A 23,528-nucleotide genomic window follows, 5' to 3' on the forward strand; every position below is an offset into this window, starting at 1 on the left:
GACCTTAGCAGGCGAGGCGCTTCTGTTCGCTCGCAACCTTGCTTATGACGGCACGCGAAGCCTTCGGATACCGCTTCGAGACTTCGCGCAGCGTCGCACAGGCCGTCTCGGTATTGTCGAGGGCAGCCAGCGACATGCCGAGCTTCAACAGCATCTCGGGCGCCTTTTCCGATGTGCCGTATTTCTGGTGCGCATTGAGGAAGGTCTTGGCCGCCTCATTGTACTTGCCCTGCGAATAGAGCGCTTCGCCAAGCCAGAAATTGGCGTCCGCCGCCCGCGCGCTGCTCGGGTAGCGGGTGATGTACTGGGTGAACTCTTGTTCGGCCGTGCTGTAATCGCCGGACAAGACGTGACCATAGGCCGACTTGTACTGGTCCGCCTCACCGCCAAGCGAGGCAGTCTGCTGCGGCGCGCCGGGATTGGCATTGGGGATAGGGCCGGAGCCCACTCCCGCATTTGCATCGACGGTTCCGCCGACCGGATTGCCGTTCTGATCGAAATCGATCGAGCCGAGCTCCTTCGGCGGCTGCCCGAGGCCAGTATTGCTGGGCACGTTGGTAGAGGGAGCCGTTTCGGCTCCCTGCGGTGCTTGGATCACCCTGGCAACGTCATCGCCGCCGGACGCTGCCGGAGCGGTATCGGTCTCGCTCTTCTTGACAGGAGCTTTGGCACCGCCGCCGCTGGCACCGGTCTTTTCCAACTGTTGGAAGCGGAATTCATTGTCTTCCTGCTGCTTGCGGATCGTCTCCTGCATCTGCAGCAGCTGGAAGCTCATCTCCTCGATCCGGCCATTCAGCTGCCGAAGCTGCTCTTCGAGCTGTTGCACGCGAACCTCGGCATCGCCGCTCTGCACCTTGACAACAGGCGGCGCCGCTTGGTTTTCCGTGGACCGGCCGCCGAGATGCAGCCCAAAGAACGAGGCGGAATAGGCCGCCCGTTCGCTCCCGGTCACAGCCGCGAGGCACAGCATGCCTGCCACGACAAGTTTCTTCATATGTATCGTCCTGTCCCAGTGATTCTTCGCACCTCGATGGCACGAACAGGAGATTTTTCCAATTGCTGTCAAAAAGCAACGGAGTCTGGCCAAAGTGTGGTCAAAAAGAAAGGCGGCCCCCGAGAGGACCGCCTTGCGAAAGCGAACTAAATCGGCAGATTACATGCCGGCGCCGCCGAGAACCGTGACTGCGCGGCGGTTCTGCGACCAGCAGGAAATATCGTCACAGACGGCAACCGGACGTTCCTTACCGTAGGAAATCGTCTTCAGGCGCTGCGCCGGGACGCCGCGCGAAGCGAGATAATCTTTGGCTGCAGCCGCGCGGCGGGCACCTAGCGCGAGGTTATATTCGCGCGTACCGCGTTCGTCGGCATGGCCTTCGACGGTGATCTGGTAGTTCGGGTAGCGGCCGAGCCACTGAGCCTGACGGTCGAGCGTCTGCGAGGCATCGGCACGGATCGACGAGGAGTCGGTGTCGAAGAAGATACGGTCGCCGACATTGACCGTGAAGTCTTGGGCCGAGCCCGGCGTTGCGGAGCCACCAGCGCCGCCGGCGCCGAGGCCGAGATCACCGGCGCTGTTCGGCGGCTTCTTTGCGCAGCTTGCGAGCGCCAGACCGGCCACCAGCGCGATCATGACGGGGTTGCGGGCAAAATTCTGCATGCGGCTCATTGCCGGGGTATGAATTCGGCTCATGGCCGGTCTCCTTGCGGGTTCATCAGGGTTTCCGGACAGTAACCGCACTCGGTTAACCGCCCCTCAAAAATTATGGTTAACGAATTACTGATTTGTCCCTTGGTCGCTCGATTCCATGACTTTGGGACGAGATGAAGGCAGCAGCGCATCGCCTACTCCATAAGCGGCGACCAGGCCGGGTCGGAGCCGTAGCTCGGCGTCTTCACAAGCTGCTCGTTGTAGCCGGTCAGATCGATCGAATAAAGCTGCGGCCCGCCTGAGCCTGCCGCCTGGCGGAAGAACATCAGCACGCGGCCGTTCGGCGCCCAGGTCGGGCCCTCATTGTGGAAGCCGGTCGTCAGAATGCGCTCGCCGGAACCATCCGGTTTCATCACGCCGATCGAGAACTTGCCGCCGGCCTGCTTGGTGAAGGCGATGAGATCGCCGCGCGGCGACCAGACCGGCGTCGAATAGGAGCCGTCACCGAAGGAAATACGGGTCTGGCCGGAACCATCGGCATTCATCACATAGATCTGCGGTTTTCCGCCGCGGTCGCTTTCGAAGCTGACGCGCGCGCCGTCGGGGGAATAGGAAGGCGAAGTGTCGATCGCAGCCGTCGAGGTCAGACGCGTCGTCGTGCGCGAGCGCAGGTCCATCGTATAGATGTTGGAATTGGCGTCCTGCTGCAGGCTCATGATCACCTTCTGACCATCCGGCGAAAAGCGCGGCGAGAAGGTCATGCCGGGAAAATTGCCTACGACTTCGCGCTGCCCGGTTTCCAACTGCAGCAGATAGACCCGCGGCTGCTGGTTGGCAAAGGACATGTAGGTGACTTCCTGCCGGCTCGGCGAGAAGCGCGGCGTCAGCACGAGATCGCTGCCATCCGTCAGCATACGCACGTTGAAGCCGTCCTGGTCCATGATCGCCAGCTGGCGCTTGCGCTGCTGCTTGGTGCCGGATTCGGAGACGAAGACGACGCGGGTGTCGAAATAGCCTTCCTCACCAGTGATCTGCTTGTAGATCGCATCGGCGATGATGTGCGCCACACGCCGCCAGTTTTCCGGCTGCGTATAGAACTGCTGACCAGCCATCTGCTGTCCGGCAAAAGTATCCCACAGGCGGAATTCGGCGCGAAGACGCCCATCCGCTTCCTTGGTAACCCGGCCGGTGACCAGTGCCTGTGCATTGATGACCTTCCAGTCCTCGAAACGCGGCGAAGCGTCGGGATTAGAAATCTTCTCGATGAAGGCGGTTTTGTTGATCGGCGCGAAAAGCCCCGAGCGCTGCAGGTCGGCGGCGATGACTTGCGAGACCTGCGCACCCATGTCGCCCTGGAAGTCGGTCACCGCGATCGGAAGCGGTTGGATATTGCCCTTGTTGATGTTGATTTCGACACGTGCATTTGCCGGAGAGGAGACAACGGCGGCAGCAGTCATGCCGACGGCGACCACCAGCGCGCGGATAAGGGAACATTTGACCATATGAAACAAGCCTTTCAGCATCTAATGGGTAAGAGCGCTGATGTCGAAGTTAAACGTGACTTCATCCCAGACATCGTATTTCTCTTTTGGAAGCATCGTAAAAGGAGCTGCGCGACGAATTGCGCGAAGGCCCGAATCGGCAATACTTTTCCGCGTACGCTCACTGCCACCGATGACCTGCACATCAGGGTTGCCTACGATCTGTCCGTCTCCAGCGAGCTTTATGTGAATCGTCATATGCACGCTGCCGATATCTTTCAGGCGGCTGTCGACGATGAATTGACGTTCGATCGCGTTTCTCAGCGCCGTAACTTCAGCCGCGCTGAGGACGTCGCCATTTCGGCGAACAGCCGTCTCTGCATTTGCACTGAGTGGAAATGCGAGGCCAAGGATGAACCCTGTCAGCACCGCGTATATCCCGAAAGGCTTCGTGAAATGGAACAGGTTCTTCGACACTTAAATCCCCAGATCACTGGCATCGAAGTTGAGGTCCATCTCGTTCCAGCCGTTTTCTCCTTCATATTTGTCTGCAGGCAAATTTTTGAGAGGAGATGATTTCATAACAGCGCGGTAGACACTGCTCTTGAGCGCTTGGCGTGTTGAATCCGGCCCGCCTGACGCAATGACCTCGGGTTCGCCAACGACATTACCGGCCTGATCAAGTTGAACACGAACCTTAAGATGAACCTCGTTGGCGCCCGCCAATCCGGAAACAACCGTCCAGTTGCCAGAGATCTGGCCGCGTACGGCATCAATCTCGCTCTGGCTAAGTGCAGCACCACCATTGCTCTTCTTCGCACCAAGCGATGCTTCCTGCGTCGAGCGCTTCGCACCCCCAGCGGAAGGATCGGTCTTATTCAGCAACGCAGCAACCTCGTCGGCGTTGAAGTCGCTCTTCATCGGTGAGGCGGACTTCGCCGTTTCCTGCTTCTTGTCCGCCTTTTTCTTGTCGGTCGGTGTGTCGGCGGTCTTCGGCTGGTCTGCAGTCTTTTCCGGTGGCTTTTCTGCCGGCTTCTGTGGTTCCGGCGGCTTCACCTGCGGCTTGGCGACAGGCGTCGGCACATTGTCCGGCAGCGCCTCGGCGTCCGGCTTCGGCGGCTCCTCCGGCTTGGCCTGTTCTTCCGGCGGTTTCTCCTCGGGCTTCGGTGGCGTCACCTCGACGGGCTTCGGCGGCGGAATGGAAGCGACCTCCTTCGGCTGCTCGACTTCCGTTTCCTCCTTGACGATCTCCTTGACGTCATTTGGCTTCGGATCAACCTTCGGCATCGGCTTGTCGCTCGAATTCGCCGCAACAGCCTCAGTATTGCTGGGCTTGGCGTTCGGAACCGGCGGTGTCTTCAGGTCGACATTGTTGTCGCCGGCGTTCTCGGCCGGCTGCGCGATCGGCGGACGCGTCGTCGGCACGGGTGCAGACGTCTCCTTCTTCGGAGCCTTCTTGTCGCCCTGCTGCATCTGGGTGATGGATTCCACAGGCACGAGATCGACCGGCATCGCCTCGAAATCCTCCACCTTGAAGGATTCAGGCGCGCTGAGTGACACCATCGCCCAGGTGAGCACCAGGCAGTGCAGAACAGCAGATGTGACGACGCTGGTCTTCATCTTGAACGCTATTGGTCCTTCTTCTGCTGCGTCACGAGGCCGATATTCTTGAAGCCTGCGCCCTGAATACGGGCCATGACGTCGGCGATGACGCCGTAAGGCGCTGTCGCGTCGCCGCGCACGAAGATCCGTTCGTTATAGCCTGTGGTGGCGATCGCCTCGAGCTTGGCGGCGATCTCGGCGGCCGGGATCGGCGTTTCCTGCAGGAACACTTCGCCGTTGTTCTTGACGGAGATGGTGATCGGCTGCGTCTCGGAATTCAGCGCCTTGGCCTGCGTTTCCGGCAGGTCGATAGGCACGCCGACGGTCATCATCGGTGCCGCGACCATGAAGATGATCAAAAGCACGAGCATGACGTCGACGAGCGGCGTCACGTTAATTTCAGAAATCACGGCCCTGTTCCGACCGCCGCGACGGCGGCGTCCGCCGCCCCCGCCGCCATTGCCTCCAACAGCCATACCCATGTCAGTATACTCCGCTGGTTACTGAGCTGCAGCGCGCGGCTGCAGCTTCTCGTCGATCTGGCGCGAAAGTATGGCGGAGAATTCATCCGCGAAACCTTCCATGCGGCCCGAGAGCTTGCCGGCATCAGCAGAGAACTTGTTGTAGGCGATAACCGCCGGAATAGCGGCAACGAGGCCGATTGCGGTGGCAAGCAGCGCTTCGGCGATGCCGGGCGCCACGACCGCAAGATTGGTCGACTTCGAACCGGCAATCGCCTGGAACGAGGTCATGATGCCGACGACCGTGCCGAAGAGGCCGATGAACGGACCGGCCGAACCGATCGTTGCCAGCGATCCGAGGCGGGCACCGAGAAATTCCGATTCGCGTGACAGCGTCACATCCATCGCCCGGTCGATACGCATCTGCAGCCCGATCGGCGACCGGGCGCCGCGTTCGAAGGATTTCTTCCATTCGCGCATGGCGGCCACGAAGATCGCCGCCAGCCCGGTATTATTGCGTTCCGACAGCGAGCGGTAGAGTTCTTCCAGCGATTGGCCCGACCAGAACACCTGCTCGAACTTGTCGAACTGGCGCCGTGCGCGGCCATAGGCCAGGTATTTGTCGATGACGATCGCCCAGGTCCACACCGAGGCTGCGATAAGCCCGAGCATGACGAGCTTGACGACGATACCGGCCTGCATGAAAAGCGACCAGAGGCTGACGTCCGTCGTTGCTGCTGCCAATCCTACTTGTTCCATTGATCCAAAATCCCCGAATCCAAACGCCCGGTGCTGGACCGGGCGGCACAAAGTGATCTCGCAAGAAGTGTCCGGCGGCCGCCGCCCAAAGCCCTGGTCAAACTTCCAAGCTCATCTTCCGCCTTCTTGCCGTCAAATTTGGTCAAAGGAAGGCGTGCACCGCACAAACTCCGACTTTCCCAGTAAGACACTATTATGGTTAATAGATCGTTAGTGCCGGACTGTGACAGTAAGCCTGCGTTTGGAAGATTTCGTTCCATGGTTTACTTGACCGGAGCAAGATCCGGCTGCCGAAAGAGCGCTCATCCTGCGGCGCGGGAATTCCTTCCCATAAAGCTCAAGTTTTGACAAGCCTGAATTCCGGGCGATTCGCGCCTATAGCGGCGTGCTGCCTTCCAGGAATTTCGCCGCCAGCGTTTCCGGCAGCCGCCGCGGCCGCCCCCTGGCGTTGATGACGGCGATAATCACCTTGGCTGATATCAGCAGTGTCTCGTCCGAGCGGATCTGCTGATTGAGCACCATCTTGGCGCCGCCGGCTTTTTCCGTGTGGGTCAGGATCGTCAACACGTCGTCCATGCGCGCCGGGCTCTTGAAGTCGATCTCCATGCGGTGGACGACGAAGACGAGGCCCTCCTCGTCGGCGCTGACGAGCTCGCGCTGCTCGACGCCGAGGCAACGCAGATAATCGGTGCGGCCGCGCTCGAGGAAATGCAGATAGCGGGCGTGGTAGACCAGACCGGAGAAGTCGGTATCTTCATAATAGACCCGCTGCACGAGGCGGTGACCGGCCTCGGTCAGCTCTCCCGAAATGGAAAAAGGGCGCTCCGTCATAATTTTCTCCAAACTGCGGTGCCCTCTTTGGCGCAACGCTTGCCCACAGGCAAGCATTGAATGACCGGCAGGCAGGCATTGAATGCCCAGCCGGTAGGCATTGAATGATTGTCATAATTCCTAACTATTCCCGATATCGAGCGACAGATCAGGAGACGATGTGATGAAGATTGCGGTTATGGGCGGAGACGGTTTCATTGGCTGGCCAACGTCGCTGCACCTCTCCGATGCCGGGCATGACGTTCATATCCTCGACAATCTCTCACGCCGGTGGATCGACACGGAACTTGGCGTTCAATCGCTGACACCGATGGATTCGATCCAGGAGCGCACCCGCATCTGGCATGCCGAAACCGGACGCCGCATCCACTTCAATCTGATCGATCTCGCCAAGGATTACGAACTGCTGAAGAAATGGCTTTCCGAACACCGCCCGGATGCCGTCATCCATTTCGCCGAGCAGCGCGCCGCACCCTATTCGATGAAAAGCGACCGCCACAAGAATTACACGGTTAACAACAATGTCAGCGCCACGCACAACCTCCTGAATGCGCTGACCGAGCTCAATCTCGACGCCCATCTCATCCACCTCGGCACCATGGGCGTCTACGGCTATTCGACTGTGGGTGCGGCGATCCCCGAAGGCTACCTGCCGGTCGGCATCGAAACCGCGGCCGGCGAGACGGTCAGTCAGGAGATCCTCTATCCCTCCAATCCCGGCTCGATCTACCACATGACCAAGTGCCTGGATCAGCTTCTCTTCCAGTTCTACGCCAAGAACGACGGGTTGAGGATCACCGACCTGCACCAGGGCATCGTCTGGGGCACGCATACCGAGCAGACGCGCCGCCATGCGCAGCTGATCAACCGTTTCGATTACGACGGCGATTACGGCACGGTGCTGAACCGCTTCCTCATCCAGGCGGCGATCGGCTATCCCTTGACGGTACACGGCACCGGCGGCCAGACCCGCGCCTTCATCCATATCCAGGATTCGGTGCGCTGCATCGAACTGGCGCTCAAGAATCCGCCCGCCCGCGGCGCCCGCGTCGAAATCTTCAACCAGATGACGCAAACCCACCGGGTGCGCGACCTTGCCCAGATGATCGCGGGGATAAGCGGCGCCGACATCGCCTGGCTGCCCAACCCGCGCAAGGAAGCCGCCGAGAACGAGCTGATCGTTCAGAACGAGAAATTCCGCATTCTCGGCCTCGAGCCGATCACGCTGGAAGCAGGCCTTCTCGGCGAGATCGTCGAGGTGGCGAAGAAATTCGCCTATCGCGTCGACCGCTCGCGCGTGCCGGCCGTCTCCGCCTGGACCAAGGACATCGCCGCGACGATCAACCACGATCCGGAAGGCAAGCGGCTGAAGTCGGTATCATGAGTGCTGAGCGATGACGAAGGCTAGAAAGGCCGCGGCTTGCTCCCTCTTCTCCCCAGCGGGGAGAAGGTGGCCCGGAGGGTCGGATGAGGGGGCCACACGGCACGCCCTTCATTGCCCTTCGCTCGCGCTCAGCGCACTCGCTCCTGTCGGCGCTCGCCCCCTCATCCGCCTGCCGGCACCTTCTCCCCGCTGGGGAGAAGAGACATATCGAGGCAGTCGAACACGATGAACCGCTCGTCCGTATTCGCCTACGTCACCCTCGTCACCAATGCCGACTACGCCATGGGTGCCACCGCCCTCGTCCACTCCCTGAGGCGGACGGGCACTAGCGCCGACATCGTCATCCTCCACACCGGCGGCGTCGATGCAGCCGCCCTAACGCCGCTGACGACCCTCGGCTGCCGCCTGATCGAGGTCGAGCACCTGCCACTGTCTGCCGCCTTCAACGAGCGCCACGCCCGCGGCCAACTCCATTCGGCCGCCCCCTTCACCAAGGGTCGCAAGCCGGATTTTCACTCGCCGCTCGACAATTTCTGCAAGCTCAGGCTCTGGCAGCTCGTCGAATACGAGCGCTGCGTCTTCATCGACGCCGATGCCCTCGTGCTGAAAAACGTCGACCGGCTTTTCCTCTATCCGGAGTTTTCCGCTGCCCCCAATGTCTATGAAAGCCTTGCCGACTTCCGCCGCATGAATTCCGGCGTCTTCGTCGCTACACCCTCGCAAGACACGTTCCGGCACATGCTCGAAAGGCTCAACAGGCCGGAGACCTTCTGGCGGCGCACCGACCAGACCTTTCTTGAGACGTTCTTCCCGGATTGGCACGGCCTGCCGGTTTATTTCAACATGCTGCAATATGTATGGTTCACCATGCCGGAGCTTTGGGACTGGAAGAGCGTTTCGATCCTGCACTACCAGTATGAAAAACCGTGGGAAAAGGATCATCCGAAGGCGGCACGGCTACAACCTTTGATCGATTTGTGGCACCGTTTCCACGATGGCGGCGATGTGCCCGAGATTGCGGCGCTGGCCAATCCGGAAGGAGCAGCATGAAGGTATTGGTATCCGGCGGAACGGGTCTCGTCGGCCGCTATGTCGTCGAGGAACTTCTGAGCGCCGGTTATCAGGTGATCGTCGGCGGGCGCCGTGCGCCGCCACCCCGCCTTTTCTCCCGCCCGGTCGAATTCGCAGCACTTTCGCTCGATCCCGATAAGGATCAGATCGACATTTTCGACGACGCCTATTTCTTCGTCCACGCCGCCTTCAACCATATTCCGGGCAAATATCGCGGCGGCGAAGGCGATGATCCGAAGACCTTCCACAGGTTGAACCTCGACGGCACCGTCCGGCTTTTCGAAGCCGCCAAACGCGCCGGCACGCGCCGCTGCATCTTCCTCTCCAGCCGCGCTGCCTATGGCGAACATCCCGAGGGAACCGAGCTCGCGGAAACGATGCTGGCCAAGCCGGAAACGCTCTACGGCCAGGCGAAGCTGGATGCCGAACGCGCGCTTGTCCACCTCTCCACCCCGGGTTTTGCCGGCGTAAGCCTGAGGGCGACCGGCATCTATGGCGACCTCTCGCCGAACAAATGGGACGGCCTCATCGCCGATTACCTCGCCGGCCGGCCGGTTGTTTCGCGTGTGGGGACGGAAGTTCACGGCCACGACCTCGGGCGTGCGGTACGGCTGATGCTGGAGACGGAAAGCACCCGCATCTCCGGCGAGGTCTTCAACGTCTCAGACATATCAGTCGATACGCGCGATATCCTTTCGCCCATCCGGCGCGGGACCGGCTGTCGGCACGTGCTGCCCCCGCCCGCCGACAGGGCGGCGGTCAATCCCATGAGCACAGCGAAAATCCGCGCGCTCGGCTGGATGCCGGGCGGAGCCCCGCTGTTCGAGAAAACGATGCAACGGCTCGCCGCGACGCTGCCGGCGGCCCCCGAACACAGGTCCACGCAAGTCTGACGTTGCAGAATGCGCCGAATTGCAATCGGGGACCCGGACTGTCGGGAATTGTCCATGCAGGTCGCAACCACCTCTGCCTCCAACATCTTGCGCGGCACGTCTTCAGCAACGGTCATCTCTGCTGCCGGAATTGAGACCGATCAGGGTGTGCTGAAGCTGCAGCGCAGCACCCAGACGCTGCAACAGATGCGGCAGACTCTGGCGAATTCCGGGGACGAAGCCAAGACGAAGGCAGAACGCAAGCTCGAAGAGGCAAAGCAACAATTGGAGATGCTGCGCAGCTCCAACATGCCGCCCGAGGTGGTCGCCCGTCTGGCCGCTGAACTGGCCCGCAAGCTCGGCACCGCCGCCTCCGAATTCGCATCATCAGTCGCGACCGGCAGCACGGCAGCAGGAGCTTCGGTGGACGCAACCACGGATGCAGCGGCCGCCGCAACGAGCGGGACTGAGGCTGCGCCGGCGGATGCCTCAGGAAAAACCGCGGACGAAGAGACCAGCTCGCAAGAGCCGGACGACGCCGCCAACGCCCGCAAGGCCTATCAGAGTGTGGCCGAGGACGCCCCACAATTCTCGGGCATCTCGGCCGATGATCGAGAAACCATGGAAGAATTCAAGGCGGTCGTGCGCGAACTCAAGCAATTGCTCGAAAAGGCGATGCACGATCTGCGGCAGCAGAACAGGCAGGCCGGGGCGAACGCCGTTCCTGATATGGCAGCCTTCTCCATCGCCACCACGACAATACCCACAAGCATCGTCGTCTGACCTTCGGCCGCATCCCCGCGACAGGGCGTGAAACGGCCGCAGCGTCGTCGCATCCGATATTTGCATCGGACACCCAGCCGTCTATGCTCGCTCGACCTTTTCCTTATCCGGCGGATCGAATGACCGTGAAAGACCTGAAAGCGCAGCTGCGCAACGAACGACTGTCGGCACGCGACGCCATGTCTCCCGAGAACCGCGCCTCCAAAAGCCTTGCGATGGCCGATCATGCCGGCGAGGCGGTTGGCTTTGCGCTGGGCACAATTGTCTCCGGCTTCCTGCCGATCCGTTCGGAAGCGGATCTCAGGCCGCTGATGGCGCGCTTTGCCGTTCGCGGTGCGCGGCTCTGCGTGCCGGCGATCCTCGACCGGCAGACCATCGTCTTTCGTGAGTTGGCGGAGGGTGCGCCGCTTGTCGATACCGGTTTCGGCACGGTCGGCCCTGCGGCGGATGCCGCCATTCTCGATCCCGAAATCATGCTGGTACCGCTTTCAGCTTTCGATGCCCGCGGCCACCGCATCGGCTACGGCGCCGGCCATTACGACCGCGCCATCAGCCGGCTGAGGCAAAAAGGCCTGCATCCGAAGCTGATCGGCATTGCATTCGACTGCCAGGAAGTGGCACATGTGCCCGACGAGCCGCATGACATAAGCCTGGATGCCATCCTGACAGAAAGCGGCCTTCGCTTTTTTGCCTCTTGGATTGGATAGGGAATGCGGCTGCTTTTTCTGGGTGACATGGTCGGCAAGACGGGACGCACGGCGGTCTGGGACCGCCTTCCCGGCCTGATCTCCGACCTCAAGCTCGATTTCGTCATCGTCAACGGCGAGAATGCCGCCGGCGGCTTCGGCATCACCGAGGACATCTTTCTGGAAACGATCAATGCCGGCGCCGACGTGGTGACGACGGGCAATCACGTCTGGGACCAGAAGGAGGCCGTGGCTTTTGCCGGGCGCCACGATCAATTCCTGCGGCCGGCCAACTATCCGCAAGGCACGCCCGGCCGCGGCTCCGGCCTTTTCTATGCCAGGAACGGCGCACGCGTGCTCGTCGCCAATGTCATGGGCCGGGTCTTCATGCATCCGGAACTCGACGACCCGTTCAAATCGGCGGAAGTGATCCTCGACGCCTGCCCGCTGAAGGAACAGGCCGATGCGATCATCTTCGATTTCCATGCGGAAGCGACCAGCGAGAAGCAGTGCTTCGGCCATTTCGTCGACGGCCGCGCCAGTTTCGTCGTCGGCACCCACACGCATGTGCCGACGGCCGACGCACAGATTCTGAACGGCGGCACCGCCTATATGTCGGATGCCGGCATGTGCGGCGACTACGATTCCTCCCTCGGCATGGACAAGGAAGAACCGCTCAACCGCTTCATCTCCAAGATGCCGAAGGGCCGCATGGAAGCAGCCAGCGGACCGGCGACGATCTGCGGCGTCGGCGTGGAGATTTCCGATGCGACGGGACTGGCTGAAAAGATAGCACCGCTCCGGCTCGGACCGCGGCTGGCCGAGACGGTTCCGGAGTTCTGGCGGTAGCGCGCCAGGAGCAAATCAAGAGACAAATACATCGGAGCTTGACTTATAGAGTCAATATGAGAACATATAGAGAACAAAGAACCACAAGCAAAAACAACCACACATTGTGCGTTAGCGCAATCTTTGCACTTCACGCTTAGGATGCCCCTTGTCCAATGGAATAATAGTCAGTTTAGGGGACGACTTCGTGGAACCTGATAGCGACATTGAAATCAAGATAGATTTCAAAGAGGGCGATGGATCTTCCGCCCGTGTGTTCGAAATAGCAGCAGACCTTATCAGAGCCTTTGAAGATTTGGACAGTGTTCTTATAACGTCAGTTGACTCCTCAATGTCAACTAGCCTTATTCTTGAGGATGTTCAAAAATCGAGCCTACGGATATTCCTTCGAAACGTCCTCAAGCAACTCAATGATGACGCGCTTAAGACACTTGATTGGAAGCCGTTGATTGGCCAATACTTGGTAAAGGCAAAATATATTTCCCTAAAATGGCTGGATCGCGATGTGCAGGATGATCAGCCTGCGGGCATTGAAGATCTAACAGAAACCATTCGACGTCTAGCAGAGGAAACAGACGTTCGACATTTGCCGGACTATCCCGCTATAAACCCAGCACGCTTAGCGCAAAGCCTCGATGAGATTCAAAGGACAAAAGAAAAATTTCGAGAGGGGGAAGCTTTGACAATCACTCTCGACAAAACTGATTACAGCGTGAACCTCGGCAGAATCTGGCTGCCGTCAGAGCACTTACAAGATCTCGAAAGCGATCAGGAGCTTTCGAACACAGTAGATATGGTGCTCGTGATTAGAAAGCCCGATCTTCTCGGGAAAAGCCAATGGCAATTCAAACACGGAAAGCGCTCCTTCAGTGCGCCGATCATCGATAAAGCGTGGCTTGAGGAATTTCATAGAGGCCAACATCCGCTCAGCCCAGGCGATGCGCTCCGAGTGCGAATGAAGCACACCGCAAAATATGACGAACGCGGCAAGCTCCTTGATGCAACCGAAGAGATCATCAAAGTTATGGCTGTAATTAAGCCGGATGAGCCGCCTTCCGACCTATTTAAATAATAGAATTATATACATCTCCCACACGCAATTGTGAGCATCCCCAGTCTGGACCGCTGCGACCTCTTGCCGCATTCTCCGGCCTTCACGTGAAAGCGCCGGAGGGGTGGCATGAAGCCGCAACAACTTGTCCTCGCGATCGCATGCCTTGCGACCTTCGCCGCCTCAAGCCCTGCCGGGGGCAGGAACAGCGCAAGCCCACCAGCCAGTGCCAGGCGATCGCTGAGAATGTCCCGAACGTCACCTTCGCCAGCTTTTCCAACGACGCACCGCTGACGCCTGCCGTGTCTGAGGGCGAAGACGTCAAATTCACCTTCCTCGGCCATTCCACCTTCGAGATCGAGAGCCCTGGCGGCATCGTCATCGCCACAGACTATAATGGCTGGTACAGGCCGGCGACGATGCCCGATGTCGTGACCATGAATAAGGCGCACCCGACCCATTATACGTTGACGCCCGATCCTGCGATCAAGCATGTGCTGCATGGATGGAGCGACGTTCCAGGTGAAAAAGCCGATGTCGATCTCGTCGTCGGCGATGCTTATATCCGCAACGTTCCGACGGATATCCGCTTCAGCTACGGCCTTGGCGGCTCACAAGAAAACGGCAATTCGATCTTCATTTTCGAGATTGCCGGTCTCTGCATCGGCCATCTCGGCCACCTGCACTACGAACTGACGGATGCCCACTATAGCGAGATCGGCCGCCTCGACGTCGTCATGGTTCCCGTCGATGGCGGCCTGACCATGGGCGCCGACAGCATGAGCCGCGTCATCAAGCGGCTACGCTCGTCGCTGATCCTGCCGATGCACAGGCGCGGCCCGCCGGTGGAAGCCTTCGTCTCGATGTTTGGCAAGGATTTCGACGTCGCCAATGCGCCCGATGACAGCATCACCGTCTCCATGCGCACTCTGCCGAAAAAGCCGCTGATCTATGTGCTGAAGGGCGTACAGTAAAAAGCCCGGCGGTTTTGCCTCCGGGCTTTGGCGGGTCAGGCAAATTGCAGGTGACGTTTGATGCCGACATCAGGCACCTTGTCGTCATCGAGATTGGCCTTGGCGATCTCCCAGCCGAATTTCAGCTTATTGCCCGTCGAGACCCAGATTTCGGCATCGTCGACATGCAAAGCGAGCATGGTGAGTTTGGGGTCCTTCTTGCCGCCGTCATACCAGGCAGCGACGATAGAACTCCAATATTCCTCGATCTTGGCAGGGTCGGGACGCACGTCGATCACCCCGGCAAGGCAGGCGTGATAGTCGTGATCCTTGCCGATGACGCAGAAATGCGCGCGGCTGCCGGGCTTGATGGCGCGCACGATGTCGGCATCGGTCTTGGTGTAGAACCAGATCGTATTGGTGGTGGGATCGGCATGCGGCGCCATCGGCTGCATGTGCATATCGAGCCCGGAAATTCCGAGCATGCCGGCATGAACATCGTTGACCTGATCCCAGAGCTGACGTGCTGGCTGTTCCTGCGCATCGCTGAGACTTGCCATGACCGTTCCTTTCCGTTGGATGGAGTTCTTGAAACGCCATCCCCTCACCTTTGTTCCAAACTGCTTTTTCCTTGAAAGGGTGCGGTTTCGCTCTTATAAGGCGGCCCATTCCGAATAATGAGACGTGAACAGGGGTGCCATGGCTGGCCATTCACAGTTTAAAAACATCATGCACCGCAAGGGCCGTCAGGATGCCGTGCGGTCGAAAATGTTCTCCAAGCTTGCGCGCGAAATTACCGTAGCCGCCAAGGCCGGCCTGCCCGACCCGATGATGAACGCCCGTCTTCGCCTGGCGATCCAGAATGCCAAGGCCCAGTCCATGCCGAAGGACAACATCGACCGCGCCATCAAGAAGGCAGCCGGCGCCGACGGCGAAAACTATGACGAAGTCCGCTATGAGGGGTACGGTCCCGGTGGCACGGCGATCATCGTCGAAGCCCTGACCGACAATCGCAACCGCACCGCCTCCAACGTCCGCTCGATCTTCACCAAGGCCGGCGGCGCTCTCGGTGAAACCGGTTCCGTTTCCTTCTCCTTCGACCATGTCGGCGAAATCACCTACAAGCTTTCCGTCGGCGACGCCGACAAGGTGATGGAAGCCGCGATCGAAGCCGGCGCCGACGACGTCGAGACAGATGAAGAGGGCCACTACATCACCTGCGCCTTCGAAGCCCTCGGTGAAGTCTCGAAAGCGCTGGAATTCGACCTCGGCGAAGCCGAAACCGTCAAGGCCGTCTGGCGCGCCCAGAACAATGTGCCGGTGGACGAAGAAAAAGCCCAGTCGCTGATGAAGCTCATCGACAGCCTGGAAGACGATGACGACGTGCAGAACGTCTATTCCAACTTCGAGGTTTCGGAAGAAGTCCTGGCCAAGCTCTCGGCCTAATTCTCTTAAAACGATCTTCCATGGAAAACCCGGCCGTGACGCCGGGTTTTTTGTGCCTAGCAGCGCATTGCCAACCTATGCCGCCACCCGCATGAAGTTTCCGAGGCCCGCGAACAGTTCCACCGATCTCAGCCGCGTCTCGATATCATGGATCGGCATGGAGATGATTACCTCGTCGGCCTGTGTGTCCTTGAGAAACGCCGTCAGTTTCGCCTCCGCCGTCGTCGGCGACCCGACCACGGCGTAACGCAGGGTGTGTTCGACATTCATCTTCTCCATCGGCGACCAGAACCCCTCCATATCGGCCAGCGGACGCGGGAACGGGCCGCGGACATTGCGGCGCAAGTTGACGAATTGCTGCTCGGCGGAGGTGAAATGATAGCGCGCCTCCTCATCCGTCGCCGCCACCGAGCCCATGACGCCGACCATCACATAGGGCTTGTCGAGCGTCGCCGAAGGCTGGAAGCGGTCGCGGTAGATCGCGATCGCGTCGAGCAGCATGTCGGGCGCGAAATGCGAGGCGAAGGCATAGGGGAGCCCAAGCATCGCGGCAAGCTGGGCGCTGTAGAGGCTGGAGCCAAGCAGCCAGATGGGGATATGGGATGAATTGCCGGGAACCGCGAGGATCGCCTGGTTCTCGACCGGCGTGCCGAGCAGTTGCTGCAACTCCACCACATCGTTCGGAAAGCTGTTGGCGCCGGCCTCAAGGTTGCGCCGCAGCGCCTGTGCCGTGCGCATATCCGTTCCCGGCGCGCGCCCGAGGCCGAGATCCACCCGGCCGGGGAAGAGCGCCTCGAGCGTGCCGAACTGCTCGGCGATGACGAGCGGCGAATGATTGGGCAGCATGATGCCGCCGGAACCGATGCGGATGCGCTTGGTGGCGGCGCCGACATGACCGATGACGACTGATGTGGCCGCACTGGCGATCCCCGGCATGCCGTGATGTTCGGCGAGCCAGAAGCGCTTGTAACCGAATTCCTCGGCCTTGCGGGCCATCCGCGCCGAACTCTCGAGCGACTGTCGCACGCTGCTGCCTTCGGCAACGGGAGAAAGGTCGAGTATGGAGAAGGGAACCATTGGGAAACCTGTCGGCCAGTTGAAGGATGCAGCCTATGTAGGTTCGCGCCCGCACCATTCCAAACCGAGCGTGCAAAGAAAAAGGGCCGCGCCAACGCGACCCTTTTTGCAATTCTGCAAGATGGCGGCTACCGGTGACGGCGCAGCACATGCACCTCGGCGCTGGGCTGGTGGTGGCCAGGGGGCAGCGTGAAATTGCCGAGTTGGCGATCCATTTCCAAGGCTTCCGTCGCCAGCCGGTGGATCGCTTCCGTCGTTTCCTCGACCATCGAGGCATTCTGCTGCGTCATCGCGTCGAGTTCGGCCACAGCGCTGTTGATCTCCCGCAGCGTATCGGCCTCTTCGCGGGTCGCACCCATGATGTCGTGGATCTGCCCGTTGATTGCCTCGACATGGGCGCCGATGCCGGTCAGCGCTACGCCAGCCCTTTCCACAAGCGCCACGCCGCTTTCGACCTCATGCGTCGATTTTTGCAGCAGGCTGGAGATCTCCTTGGCCGCGCTCGACGAGCGCTGAGCGAGTTCGCGCACTTCCATGGCGACGACGGCGAAGCCCTTGCCCGATTCACCGGCGCGTGCTGCCTCGACGCCGGCATTGAGCGCCAGCAAGTTGGTCTGGAAGGCGATGTCGTCGATGACCGAGATGATCGTGTTGATCTGGCGCGAGGAGGTCTGGATCGCCTCCATCGCCGCGATCGTCTCGCGCATGATCTGGCCGGAGCCGGTCGTCTCCTTCTTGGCGTCGCGGGCGATGCGCTCGGCCTGTTCGGCCCGCTCGATCTGCCGCCGGACGGACTGGGTGATGGCGCTGATCGCATTGGCCGTCTCGGTGATCGAGCCGGCCTGGCGCTCGGTGCGCCCGGCAAGCTCGTCGGCGCCGGTACGCATTTCCTCGGAGCCGGCGCGCACCGCCATCGAGTTTCCACCGATGGCCGTCATGGTTTCGCTGAGCGTCGCGAGCGCCTCGTTGAAATTGATGCGCAGGCTTTCGAGTTCGTTCGGGAAGCGCGTATCGATCTGATAGGCAAGATCGCCGCTGGCCAGATGATGCAGGCCTTCGTCGATCGCCTCGACCACCTGCTGCAAGGTCTTTGCCTCGGCCTCGCGCTCGGCCAAATTCTGCTGGCGATCCTGCTCGGCCTGCAGGCGCGTCTCTTCGCTGGCGGCTTCGAGTTCGCGGCTTTCGATCAGCGACTGCCGGAAGCGGGCGAGCGCATTGGCCATCGTGCCGATCTCATCCTTGCGGTTCAGGCTGCCGATCTCGCTGTCGAGCTTGCCGTCGGCGACGTCGCGGGTCACACCGGCAAGCCGCGCAAGCGGCGAGAACAGGAAATTGGTGACAAGCCCGGTGGCGATCGCCATGACGACAAGCACGCCGATGCCGAACATCGTCAGCAAAGTGGCGATCTCGATCGAACCGGCATTGAGCTCGCTCAAGAGCACGCTCTCGACCACGAGGAACCGGTCGCCGCGATAGTCGATACCGCGGACATAGGCGCGGGCCACCCCATCTGCTCGGCTGAAATCGGCAACCGTCATCGCCGAACTGGCAAGCGCGTCCTTGATGAAAGTGAAGGGTGTCGCATCAAGGGTTGCAAGCCTGCCATTCGCGTCGAGCCCGATGGCCGACCCATCGCTGGAAACTATCGCCGCCCGCGCGGTGCTGCCCTGGACGATGCCTTTGGCAAGGATGCCGGTGACGATGTCGTCGCGCACCTTGAACAGGATGATACCCTTGGCAGCGCCGAGTTTGACGATCGGCACGGCATAGAAGATCCCCGAGTTGCCGCTGGCGGCATCGACGCGAAGGCCGGAAAAACCTGTCGGTGCGGCATCATCCGTCGCCTTGGCGGTATTCTCGATTGCCTTGGCGAAAGCGATACCGGCGCCGGTTGCCTTCCAGGCATCCGTCTTCAGATTCTCGGCGAAGTCGTCCTGCTTCTTGTAGGAATAGAGGACGGTGCCGTCGAGATCGGCGATCAGCAGATCGCTGAAGGCGGTATCTGCGAGGTCGCGGGCGACTTCGCCCTGCGTCTTTTCGTGGTTGGAATAATAAAAGCCGCTCGGCCCTTCCGGCTTCATCAGTTTCTCGCGCTGATCCGCCGGGTTGGGATTGCCGGAGATGAAAACCTTCTTCAACTCGGCCCGGGCATCGCCGGAGGTCTTCTCGATCGTCTTCCAACCGCTTTTCAGGCTGGTGATCGACATCTGCAGCGCTTCGATGCGCGCAATCGACGTCGCCTGGTTCTCAAGCTGCGTCAGTTGGTCCTGCAGCATGTCGCCGCGAAAGATCAGCACGCTCTCCTTGGCTTTCAGCGCCTGCTCGTCGGAGATCCGGCTGCTGGCGAAATAGGCAAGCACGTCGATCACTGCGATCGACAGCACCGTCAGCAGAATGAATGTGGCAATGACCTTGAAGGACAGGGATTGAAATCTCTGTGCCATGTACGACGAACCCCTTCTGAACACGCCTGCCGGCGTGGGCACGCAACGCATGCCTGATCGACCGATCTTTTAAACAGAACATCGGGGGGCTTATCTCCTTGCGACACGAGCCCCCCTTCGTATTTGACACTAGAATTCAAGCATCTGTTTTAATTCGCGGTAAATGGAGCGACTTAAAACCGAGAATGTTTTTGTTTTGTTCACATATCGATGGCAGTTATTTCGCAGTCGCTATAGGTTGAACCATGCAAAATACGATTCGCATCGTCGGCATCGATCCCGGCCTTCGCCGCACCGGCTGGGGAATCATCGACACACTTGGCAATTCCCTGCGCTTTGTCGCCTCCGGCACCGTGACCTCCGATGGGGACATGGACCTTGCCTCCCGCCTCTGCCAGCTGCATGACGGCTTGGCGGAGGTCGTCCACACTTACAAGCCGGATGAAGCCGCCGTCGAACAGACCTTCGTCAACAAGGATGCGGTGGCGACCCTGAAGCTTGGCCAGGCTCGCGGCATCGCCATGCTGGTGCCGGCGCGCGCCGGACTACGGGTCTCCGAATATGCTCCGAACGCCGTGAAGAAGGCCGTCATCGGCGTCGGCCACGGCGAAAAGCACCAGATCCACATGATGTTGAAGATCCTGATGCCGAAGGTCGAATTCAAGGGCGACGATGCCGCCGACGCTTTGGCGATCGCCATTTGCCATGCCCACAACCGCGGCAGCAACCGAATGCGGGAAGCGCTGGCCGGCTAATCCGTTCTTGACTTGTTCCAACAGTAAGGATAATTCTTACTTCGAAGGAGCGGCAAGATGCGCGTCACGTCCAAAGGCCAGGTCACCATTCCTCGCGATCTCAGAGAGCTTGCGGGCATCGAGGCCAACAGCGAAGTCATCTTCTCGATCGAGAACGGCAAGCTCGTTCTCTCGCCGAAGAACGGCAAGCAGGAGATCGAGGATCGGGGCCGGCTGGACCGTTTCCTGCAGACGATCCGTCGGCTCGAAGGAACCGGCGATCAGGCGATCGATGCCGAAGACCTCATGTCGATGACCCGTGATCGCTGATGGCGACGCTTGTCGATACAAATATACTCGTCGATCTGGCTGTGGCCGGTTCGGACTGGCACGGTTGGTCGCGTCGGAAAATGCTCGACGTCTTCAAAGATGGGCCAGTCCTCATAAATCCGATCATCTATTCCGAATTTTCCGTTCGCTACGACGATATGGATGAAGTCGACCAACTGCTTCCGCAGGATGAATTCCGCCGCGAGAACCTGCCTTGGCCGGCTGCCTTCGCCGCGGCTCAAGCCTTCCGGCTTTACCGTCGCGCCGGCGGCGGACGCGAACAGATATTACCTAACTTCTTTATCGGCGCCCATGCGGCGATAAGGGGCTACAAGATTTTGACCCGCGACCCGAGCGGATACCGATCTTATTTCCCCTCCGTTGAACTTATCACGCCCGAAACCCACCCTTGAGAGACCGCGCCCATGATCGGCAAGCTGAAAGGCACCATAGACGAGATCGGCGAAGATTACGTGCTCGTCGATGTGCACGGCGTCTGCTACGTCGCCCATTGCTCGGCCCGCACCCTGTCCAAGCTCGGCTCGGCCGGTGAGGCCTGCGTGCTGTTCATCGAGACCTATGTGCGCGAGGACCAGTTGAAGCTGTTCGGCTTCATGACCGCCTTGGAGCGGGAATGGTTCAATCTGCTGCAAAGCGTCCAGGGCGTCGGCGCCAAGGTGGCGCTCGCCGTGCTCTCGACCCTGACGCCGGGCGAACTCGCCAATGCGATCGCCCTGCAGGACCGCGCCGCCGTCTCCCGCGCGCCGGGCGTCGGCCCGAAAGTGGCCATGCGTCTCGTCACCGAACTCAAGAACCGGGCGCCGGCCTTTGCCGGGGAAGCGATCAATATCGCCCTCAAGCAAGAGCTCGGCGAAGGTGTCGCGGCCGCACCCGTGGCCGACGCGGTTTCCGCACTGACCAACCTCGGCTACAGCAGAGACCAGGCCGCAAATGCCGTTGCCGCGGCGATGAAGACGGCCGGCGACGACGCCGATAGCGCCAAGCTGATCAGGCTGGGCTTGAAAGAACTGGCGCGGTGAAGCCAGGAAAATCGATGATTGGATGTCGAGGCGGCCGATTTTTGGTGTATTGCTGTGACAGGTTTCAAAACGGAATGAGAGCATGAGCGAACCCGCCCGCCTGATATCGCCGGAAAAGCGGGGCGAAGATCTCGACATCACCCTGCGCCCGCAATCGCTGGACGAATTCACCGGCCAGGCCGAAGCGCGCGCCAATCTCAAGGTCTTCATCGAGGCAGCGAAGAACCGCGGCGAGGCGCTGGACCATGTGCTATTCGTCGGCCCGCCCGGCCTCGGCAAGACGACGTTGGCGCAGATCATGGCGAAGGAACTCGGCGTCAATTTCCGCTCGACGTCAGGTCCCGTGATTGCCAAGGCCGGCGATCTCGCCGCGCTGCTGACCAATCTCGAAGAGCGCGACGTGCTCTTCATCGACGAGATCCATCGCCTCAACCCGGCTGTCGAGGAAATTCTCTATCCGGCCATGGAAGATTTCCAGCTCGACCTGATCATCGGAGAAGGCCCCGCCGCCCGCTCGGTGAAAATCGATCTGTCGAAATTCACCCTGGTGGCGGCGACCACCCGCCTCGGCCTGCTGACGACGCCGCTGCGCGACCGTTTCGGCATCCCGGTGCGCCTGAGCTTCTATACCGTCGAGGAGCTGGAATTGATCGTGCGCCGCGGCGCGCGGCTGATGAACCTGCCGATAACCGAAGAGGGCGCCCGCGAAATAGCAAGACGCGCCCGCGGCACGCCGCGCATCGCCGGCCGGCTGCTACGGCGCGTGCGCGACTTCGCCGAGGTGGCAAGGGCAGAGGCGGTGACGCGTGAGATCGCAGACGAGGCGCTGACCCGCTTGCTGGTCGACAATGTCGGCTTCGACCAGCTCGACAAACGTTACCTCAACATGATCGCCGTCAATTTCGGCGGCGGCCCGGTCGGCATCGAAACCATCGCCGCCGGCCTTTCCGAGCCGCGTGACGCGATCGAGGACATCATCGAGCCCTATATGATCCAACAGGGTTTCATTCAGCGCACGCCGCGCGGCCGTGTTCTGACCGCAATCGCGTGGAAACATCTCGGAATGCAACCGCCCAAGGAAATGGAGGCTGCGCAGTTCCGGCTGTTCCAGGAGGACAACTGAGTGATCACCCGCCGCGGATTCTTCAAGGTTCTTGGCGGCGGCATTGCAGGCGTCATGTCGCTTGGTGGTTACGCCTTCGCTTATGAACCGCTGGCGCGGCTCGGCATCGCCCGCTACCGGCTGACGCCGCCGGGATGGACACCAGGGCTGAAGCTCCGCGTCGTCGCGCTCGCCGATATCCACGCCTGCGAACCCTGGATGTCGGCAAGCCGCATTGCCGCAATCTGCCACAGGGCCAACGAGCTCGAAGGCGATGTCACCGTCCTGCTCGGCGATTACGCCGCCGGCATGAACATGGTGACGCAATATGTGCATTCGAGCCAATGGTCGAAGGCGCTCGCCACCCTCAAGGCCCCTCTCGGCGTCCATGCGATCATGGGCAACCACGATTGGTGGGAGGACAGGACCGCCCAGAAGAACGGCGGAATGGAAACATTCGGGCACCGCGCGCTTGCCGATGTCGGTATCCCTGTCTACGGCAACCGCGCCGTCCGGCTCGAAAAGGATGGCCGCGGTTTCTGGCTCGCAGGCCTCGAAGATCAGCTGGCGTTGCTGCCCGGAAGGAAATGGGGCCGCACCCGCATGCTCGGCCTCGACGATCTCGAGGGAACGCTGGCTCAAGTGACCGACGATGCGCCCGTCATCCTGCTTGCCCATGAGCCCGACATCTTTCCGCGCGTGCCCGAACGGGTGTCGCTGACGCTATCCGGTCACACCCATGGCGGACAGATCCGCTTCCTCGGCCGTTCGCCGATCGTCCCCTCGCGTTACGGCAATCGTTACGCCTATGGCCATATTGTCGAGGAGGGGCGCAATATCATCGTCTCAGGCGGCCTCGGCTGCTCCATCGCACCGGTGCGCTTCGGCGTACCGCCGGAAATTGTCGTGATCGATCTCGGATAG

Annotated in this window: 25 protein-coding genes and 1 pseudogene; 15 read left to right on the forward strand and 11 right to left on the reverse strand. The window is 60.5% G+C overall.

All coding sequences use genetic code 11. From position 1 onward, the window contains the following. Nucleotides 1–4 precede the first annotated feature (4 nt). From ybgF to ybgC, 8 genes are all read right to left on the reverse strand, one after another. Nucleotides 5–994, reverse strand: coding sequence for a tol-pal system protein YbgF (gene ybgF, locus CO657_RS16455; protein ID WP_003590350.1), 990 nt, complete (start codon nt 992–994; stop codon nt 5–7). A 159-nt stretch (nt 995–1,153) separates the two neighbouring features. Beyond that, nucleotides 1,154–1,690, reverse strand: coding sequence for a peptidoglycan-associated lipoprotein Pal (pal, locus tag CO657_RS16460; RefSeq protein WP_003590347.1), 537 nt, complete (start codon nt 1,688–1,690; stop codon nt 1,154–1,156). A 152-nt stretch (nt 1,691–1,842) separates the two neighbouring features. Beyond that, nucleotides 1,843–3,150, reverse strand: coding sequence for a Tol-Pal system beta propeller repeat protein TolB (gene tolB, locus CO657_RS16465; protein ID WP_054184889.1), 1,308 nt, complete (start codon nt 3,148–3,150; stop codon nt 1,843–1,845). A gap of 21 nt (nt 3,151–3,171) precedes the next feature. Further along, nucleotides 3,172–3,606 carry a cell envelope integrity TolA family protein gene (locus tag CO657_RS16470; protein ID WP_054184890.1) on the reverse strand — a complete coding sequence of 145 codons (435 nt, stop codon included), beginning with the start codon at nt 3,604–3,606 and terminating at the stop codon, nt 3,172–3,174. Then, a complete protein-coding gene (locus CO657_RS16475) occupies nt 3,607–4,749 on the reverse strand; it encodes a hypothetical protein (RefSeq protein WP_054184891.1) in 1,143 nt (380 codons plus the stop codon). An 8-nt stretch (nt 4,750–4,757) separates the two neighbouring features. Further along, the gene (tolR, locus tag CO657_RS16480; RefSeq protein ID WP_003590341.1) at nt 4,758–5,213 is read right to left on the reverse strand and encodes a protein TolR; all 456 of its coding nucleotides are present in this window, start codon (nt 5,211–5,213) and stop codon (nt 4,758–4,760) included. An 18-nt stretch (nt 5,214–5,231) separates the two neighbouring features. After that, on the reverse strand, nt 5,232–5,951 hold the full coding sequence (tolQ, locus tag CO657_RS16485; RefSeq protein WP_003582115.1) for a protein TolQ: 720 nt from the start codon (nt 5,949–5,951) through the stop codon (nt 5,232–5,234). A gap of 375 nt (nt 5,952–6,326) precedes the next feature. Further along, entirely contained in the window at nt 6,327–6,782 is a 456-nt protein-coding gene (gene ybgC / locus CO657_RS16490; RefSeq protein WP_012558842.1) for a tol-pal system-associated acyl-CoA thioesterase, read from the reverse strand. 163 nt (nt 6,783–6,945) lie between these two features. Here ybgC and CO657_RS16495 point away from each other — a divergent pair, with 163 nt between their 5' ends. From CO657_RS16495 to CO657_RS16530, 8 genes and pseudogenes are all read left to right on the forward strand, one after another. Then, complete coding sequence (locus CO657_RS16495; protein ID WP_054184892.1) at nt 6,946–8,166, forward strand: NAD-dependent epimerase/dehydratase family protein; 1,221 nt, start codon at nt 6,946–6,948, stop codon at nt 8,164–8,166. A gap of 225 nt (nt 8,167–8,391) precedes the next feature. Continuing rightward, the gene (locus CO657_RS16500; RefSeq protein ID WP_054184893.1) at nt 8,392–9,216 is read left to right on the forward strand and encodes a glycosyltransferase; all 825 of its coding nucleotides are present in this window, start codon (nt 8,392–8,394) and stop codon (nt 9,214–9,216) included. Further along, entirely contained in the window at nt 9,213–10,130 is a 918-nt protein-coding gene (locus CO657_RS16505; RefSeq protein WP_054184894.1) for an NAD-dependent epimerase/dehydratase family protein, read from the forward strand. Before CO657_RS16500 ends, CO657_RS16505 begins: the two co-directional genes overlap by 4 nt. Nucleotides 10,131–10,184: 54 nt before the next feature. Then, nucleotides 10,185–10,892 (forward strand): hypothetical protein, encoded by a 708-nt coding sequence (locus CO657_RS16510; RefSeq protein WP_054184895.1) that lies wholly within the window; start codon nt 10,185–10,187, stop codon nt 10,890–10,892. Nucleotides 10,893–11,011: 119 nt separating this feature from the next. Beyond that, nucleotides 11,012–11,599 carry a 5-formyltetrahydrofolate cyclo-ligase gene (locus tag CO657_RS16515; RefSeq protein WP_012558846.1) on the forward strand — a complete coding sequence of 196 codons (588 nt, stop codon included), beginning with the start codon at nt 11,012–11,014 and terminating at the stop codon, nt 11,597–11,599. Between the two features lie 3 nt (nt 11,600–11,602). Then, nucleotides 11,603–12,427, forward strand: coding sequence for a TIGR00282 family metallophosphoesterase (locus CO657_RS16520; RefSeq protein ID WP_054184896.1), 825 nt, complete (start codon nt 11,603–11,605; stop codon nt 12,425–12,427). A gap of 187 nt (nt 12,428–12,614) precedes the next feature. Continuing rightward, a complete protein-coding gene (locus tag CO657_RS16525; RefSeq protein WP_128715562.1) occupies nt 12,615–13,499 on the forward strand; it encodes an LAPAL motif-containing putative phage structural protein in 885 nt (294 codons plus the stop codon). A gap of 108 nt (nt 13,500–13,607) precedes the next feature. Then, nucleotides 13,608–14,452, forward strand: a pseudogene (locus CO657_RS16530) (MBL fold metallo-hydrolase). Nucleotides 14,453–14,487: 35 nt separating this feature from the next. On the opposite strand, the gene CO657_RS16535 reads toward CO657_RS16530, so the two are convergent. Continuing rightward, nucleotides 14,488–14,991 (reverse strand): pyridoxamine 5'-phosphate oxidase family protein, encoded by a 504-nt coding sequence (locus CO657_RS16535; protein ID WP_012558848.1) that lies wholly within the window; start codon nt 14,989–14,991, stop codon nt 14,488–14,490. Between the two features lie 139 nt (nt 14,992–15,130). On the opposite strand from CO657_RS16535, the gene CO657_RS16540 reads away from it, so the two are divergent. Next, on the forward strand, nt 15,131–15,877 hold the full coding sequence (locus CO657_RS16540) for a YebC/PmpR family DNA-binding transcriptional regulator (protein WP_054184899.1): 747 nt from the start codon (nt 15,131–15,133) through the stop codon (nt 15,875–15,877). Nucleotides 15,878–15,952: 75 nt separating this feature from the next. On the opposite strand, the gene CO657_RS16545 is transcribed toward CO657_RS16540, so the two are convergent. Together CO657_RS16545 and CO657_RS16550 are read right to left on the reverse strand one after the other, a co-directional pair. After that, nucleotides 15,953–16,954, reverse strand: a complete 1,002-nt coding sequence (locus tag CO657_RS16545; protein ID WP_054184900.1) for an LLM class flavin-dependent oxidoreductase — start codon at nt 16,952–16,954, stop codon at nt 15,953–15,955. A 128-nt stretch (nt 16,955–17,082) separates the two neighbouring features. After that, nucleotides 17,083–19,398, reverse strand: coding sequence for a methyl-accepting chemotaxis protein (locus CO657_RS16550; protein WP_054184901.1), 2,316 nt, complete (start codon nt 19,396–19,398; stop codon nt 17,083–17,085). A 245-nt stretch (nt 19,399–19,643) separates the two neighbouring features. On the opposite strand from CO657_RS16550, the gene ruvC reads away from it, so the two are divergent. The 6 genes from ruvC (at nt 19,644) to CO657_RS16580 (ending at nt 23,528) form a co-directional block, all read left to right on the forward strand. Next, a complete protein-coding gene (ruvC, locus tag CO657_RS16555; RefSeq protein WP_003590322.1) occupies nt 19,644–20,153 on the forward strand; it encodes a crossover junction endodeoxyribonuclease RuvC in 510 nt (169 codons plus the stop codon). A gap of 57 nt (nt 20,154–20,210) precedes the next feature. Further along, the gene (locus CO657_RS16560; RefSeq protein ID WP_003566365.1) at nt 20,211–20,462 is read left to right on the forward strand and encodes an AbrB/MazE/SpoVT family DNA-binding domain-containing protein; all 252 of its coding nucleotides are present in this window, start codon (nt 20,211–20,213) and stop codon (nt 20,460–20,462) included. Beyond that, a complete protein-coding gene (locus tag CO657_RS16565) occupies nt 20,462–20,875 on the forward strand; it encodes a type II toxin-antitoxin system VapC family toxin (protein ID WP_054184902.1) in 414 nt (137 codons plus the stop codon). The genes CO657_RS16560 and CO657_RS16565 overlap by 1 nt, the downstream gene beginning before the upstream one ends. 12 nt (nt 20,876–20,887) lie before the next feature. Next, nucleotides 20,888–21,502: a Holliday junction branch migration protein RuvA gene (ruvA, locus tag CO657_RS16570; protein WP_003590319.1), complete on the forward strand. Its 615-nt coding sequence runs from the start codon at nt 20,888–20,890 to the stop codon at nt 21,500–21,502. Nucleotides 21,503–21,584: 82 nt separating this feature from the next. Further along, on the forward strand, nt 21,585–22,625 hold the full coding sequence (ruvB, locus tag CO657_RS16575; protein ID WP_003590318.1) for a Holliday junction branch migration DNA helicase RuvB: 1,041 nt from the start codon (nt 21,585–21,587) through the stop codon (nt 22,623–22,625). Further along, nucleotides 22,626–23,528 carry a metallophosphoesterase gene (locus tag CO657_RS16580; RefSeq protein WP_054184903.1) on the forward strand — a complete coding sequence of 301 codons (903 nt, stop codon included), beginning with the start codon at nt 22,626–22,628 and terminating at the stop codon, nt 23,526–23,528.

Source organism: Rhizobium acidisoli (genome assembly GCF_002531755.2).
Classification (GTDB): domain Bacteria; phylum Pseudomonadota; class Alphaproteobacteria; order Rhizobiales; family Rhizobiaceae; genus Rhizobium; species Rhizobium acidisoli.

What these genes read in the sequence shown, in the direction of transcription:
- CO657_RS16495 (WP_054184892.1), top strand. Translation starts at nt 6,946, where the DNA reads ATGAAGATTGCGGTTATGGGCGGAGACGGTTTCATTGGCTGGCCAACG.
- CO657_RS16535 (WP_012558848.1), bottom strand. Translation starts at nt 14,991, where the DNA reads ATGGCAAGTCTCAGCGATGCGCAGGAACAGCCAGCACGTCAGCTCTGG.
- CO657_RS16475 (WP_054184891.1), bottom strand. Translation starts at nt 4,749, where the DNA reads ATGAAGACCAGCGTCGTCACATCTGCTGTTCTGCACTGCCTGGTGCTC.
- CO657_RS16540 (WP_054184899.1), top strand. Translation starts at nt 15,131, where the DNA reads ATGGCTGGCCATTCACAGTTTAAAAACATCATGCACCGCAAGGGCCGT.
- CO657_RS16515 (WP_012558846.1), top strand. Translation starts at nt 11,012, where the DNA reads ATGACCGTGAAAGACCTGAAAGCGCAGCTGCGCAACGAACGACTGTCG.
- CO657_RS16505 (WP_054184894.1), top strand. Translation starts at nt 9,213, where the DNA reads ATGAAGGTATTGGTATCCGGCGGAACGGGTCTCGTCGGCCGCTATGTC.
- CO657_RS16510 (WP_054184895.1), top strand. Translation starts at nt 10,185, where the DNA reads ATGCAGGTCGCAACCACCTCTGCCTCCAACATCTTGCGCGGCACGTCT.
- CO657_RS16500 (WP_054184893.1), top strand. Translation starts at nt 8,392, where the DNA reads ATGAACCGCTCGTCCGTATTCGCCTACGTCACCCTCGTCACCAATGCC.
- CO657_RS16565 (WP_054184902.1), top strand. Translation starts at nt 20,462, where the DNA reads ATGGCGACGCTTGTCGATACAAATATACTCGTCGATCTGGCTGTGGCC.
- ybgF (WP_003590350.1), bottom strand. Translation starts at nt 994, where the DNA reads ATGAAGAAACTTGTCGTGGCAGGCATGCTGTGCCTCGCGGCTGTGACC.
- CO657_RS16520 (WP_054184896.1), top strand. Translation starts at nt 11,603, where the DNA reads ATGCGGCTGCTTTTTCTGGGTGACATGGTCGGCAAGACGGGACGCACG.
- tolB (WP_054184889.1), bottom strand. Translation starts at nt 3,150, where the DNA reads ATGGTCAAATGTTCCCTTATCCGCGCGCTGGTGGTCGCCGTCGGCATG.
- ruvB (WP_003590318.1), top strand. Translation starts at nt 21,585, where the DNA reads ATGAGCGAACCCGCCCGCCTGATATCGCCGGAAAAGCGGGGCGAAGAT.
- ruvA (WP_003590319.1), top strand. Translation starts at nt 20,888, where the DNA reads ATGATCGGCAAGCTGAAAGGCACCATAGACGAGATCGGCGAAGATTAC.
- CO657_RS16545 (WP_054184900.1), bottom strand. Translation starts at nt 16,954, where the DNA reads ATGGTTCCCTTCTCCATACTCGACCTTTCTCCCGTTGCCGAAGGCAGC.
- CO657_RS16560 (WP_003566365.1), top strand. Translation starts at nt 20,211, where the DNA reads ATGCGCGTCACGTCCAAAGGCCAGGTCACCATTCCTCGCGATCTCAGA.
- CO657_RS16550 (WP_054184901.1), bottom strand. Translation starts at nt 19,398, where the DNA reads ATGGCACAGAGATTTCAATCCCTGTCCTTCAAGGTCATTGCCACATTC.
- pal (WP_003590347.1), bottom strand. Translation starts at nt 1,690, where the DNA reads ATGAGCCGAATTCATACCCCGGCAATGAGCCGCATGCAGAATTTTGCC.
- tolR (WP_003590341.1), bottom strand. Translation starts at nt 5,213, where the DNA reads ATGGGTATGGCTGTTGGAGGCAATGGCGGCGGGGGCGGCGGACGCCGC.
- ruvC (WP_003590322.1), top strand. Translation starts at nt 19,644, where the DNA reads ATGCAAAATACGATTCGCATCGTCGGCATCGATCCCGGCCTTCGCCGC.
- tolQ (WP_003582115.1), bottom strand. Translation starts at nt 5,951, where the DNA reads ATGGAACAAGTAGGATTGGCAGCAGCAACGACGGACGTCAGCCTCTGG.
- ybgC (WP_012558842.1), bottom strand. Translation starts at nt 6,782, where the DNA reads ATGACGGAGCGCCCTTTTTCCATTTCGGGAGAGCTGACCGAGGCCGGT.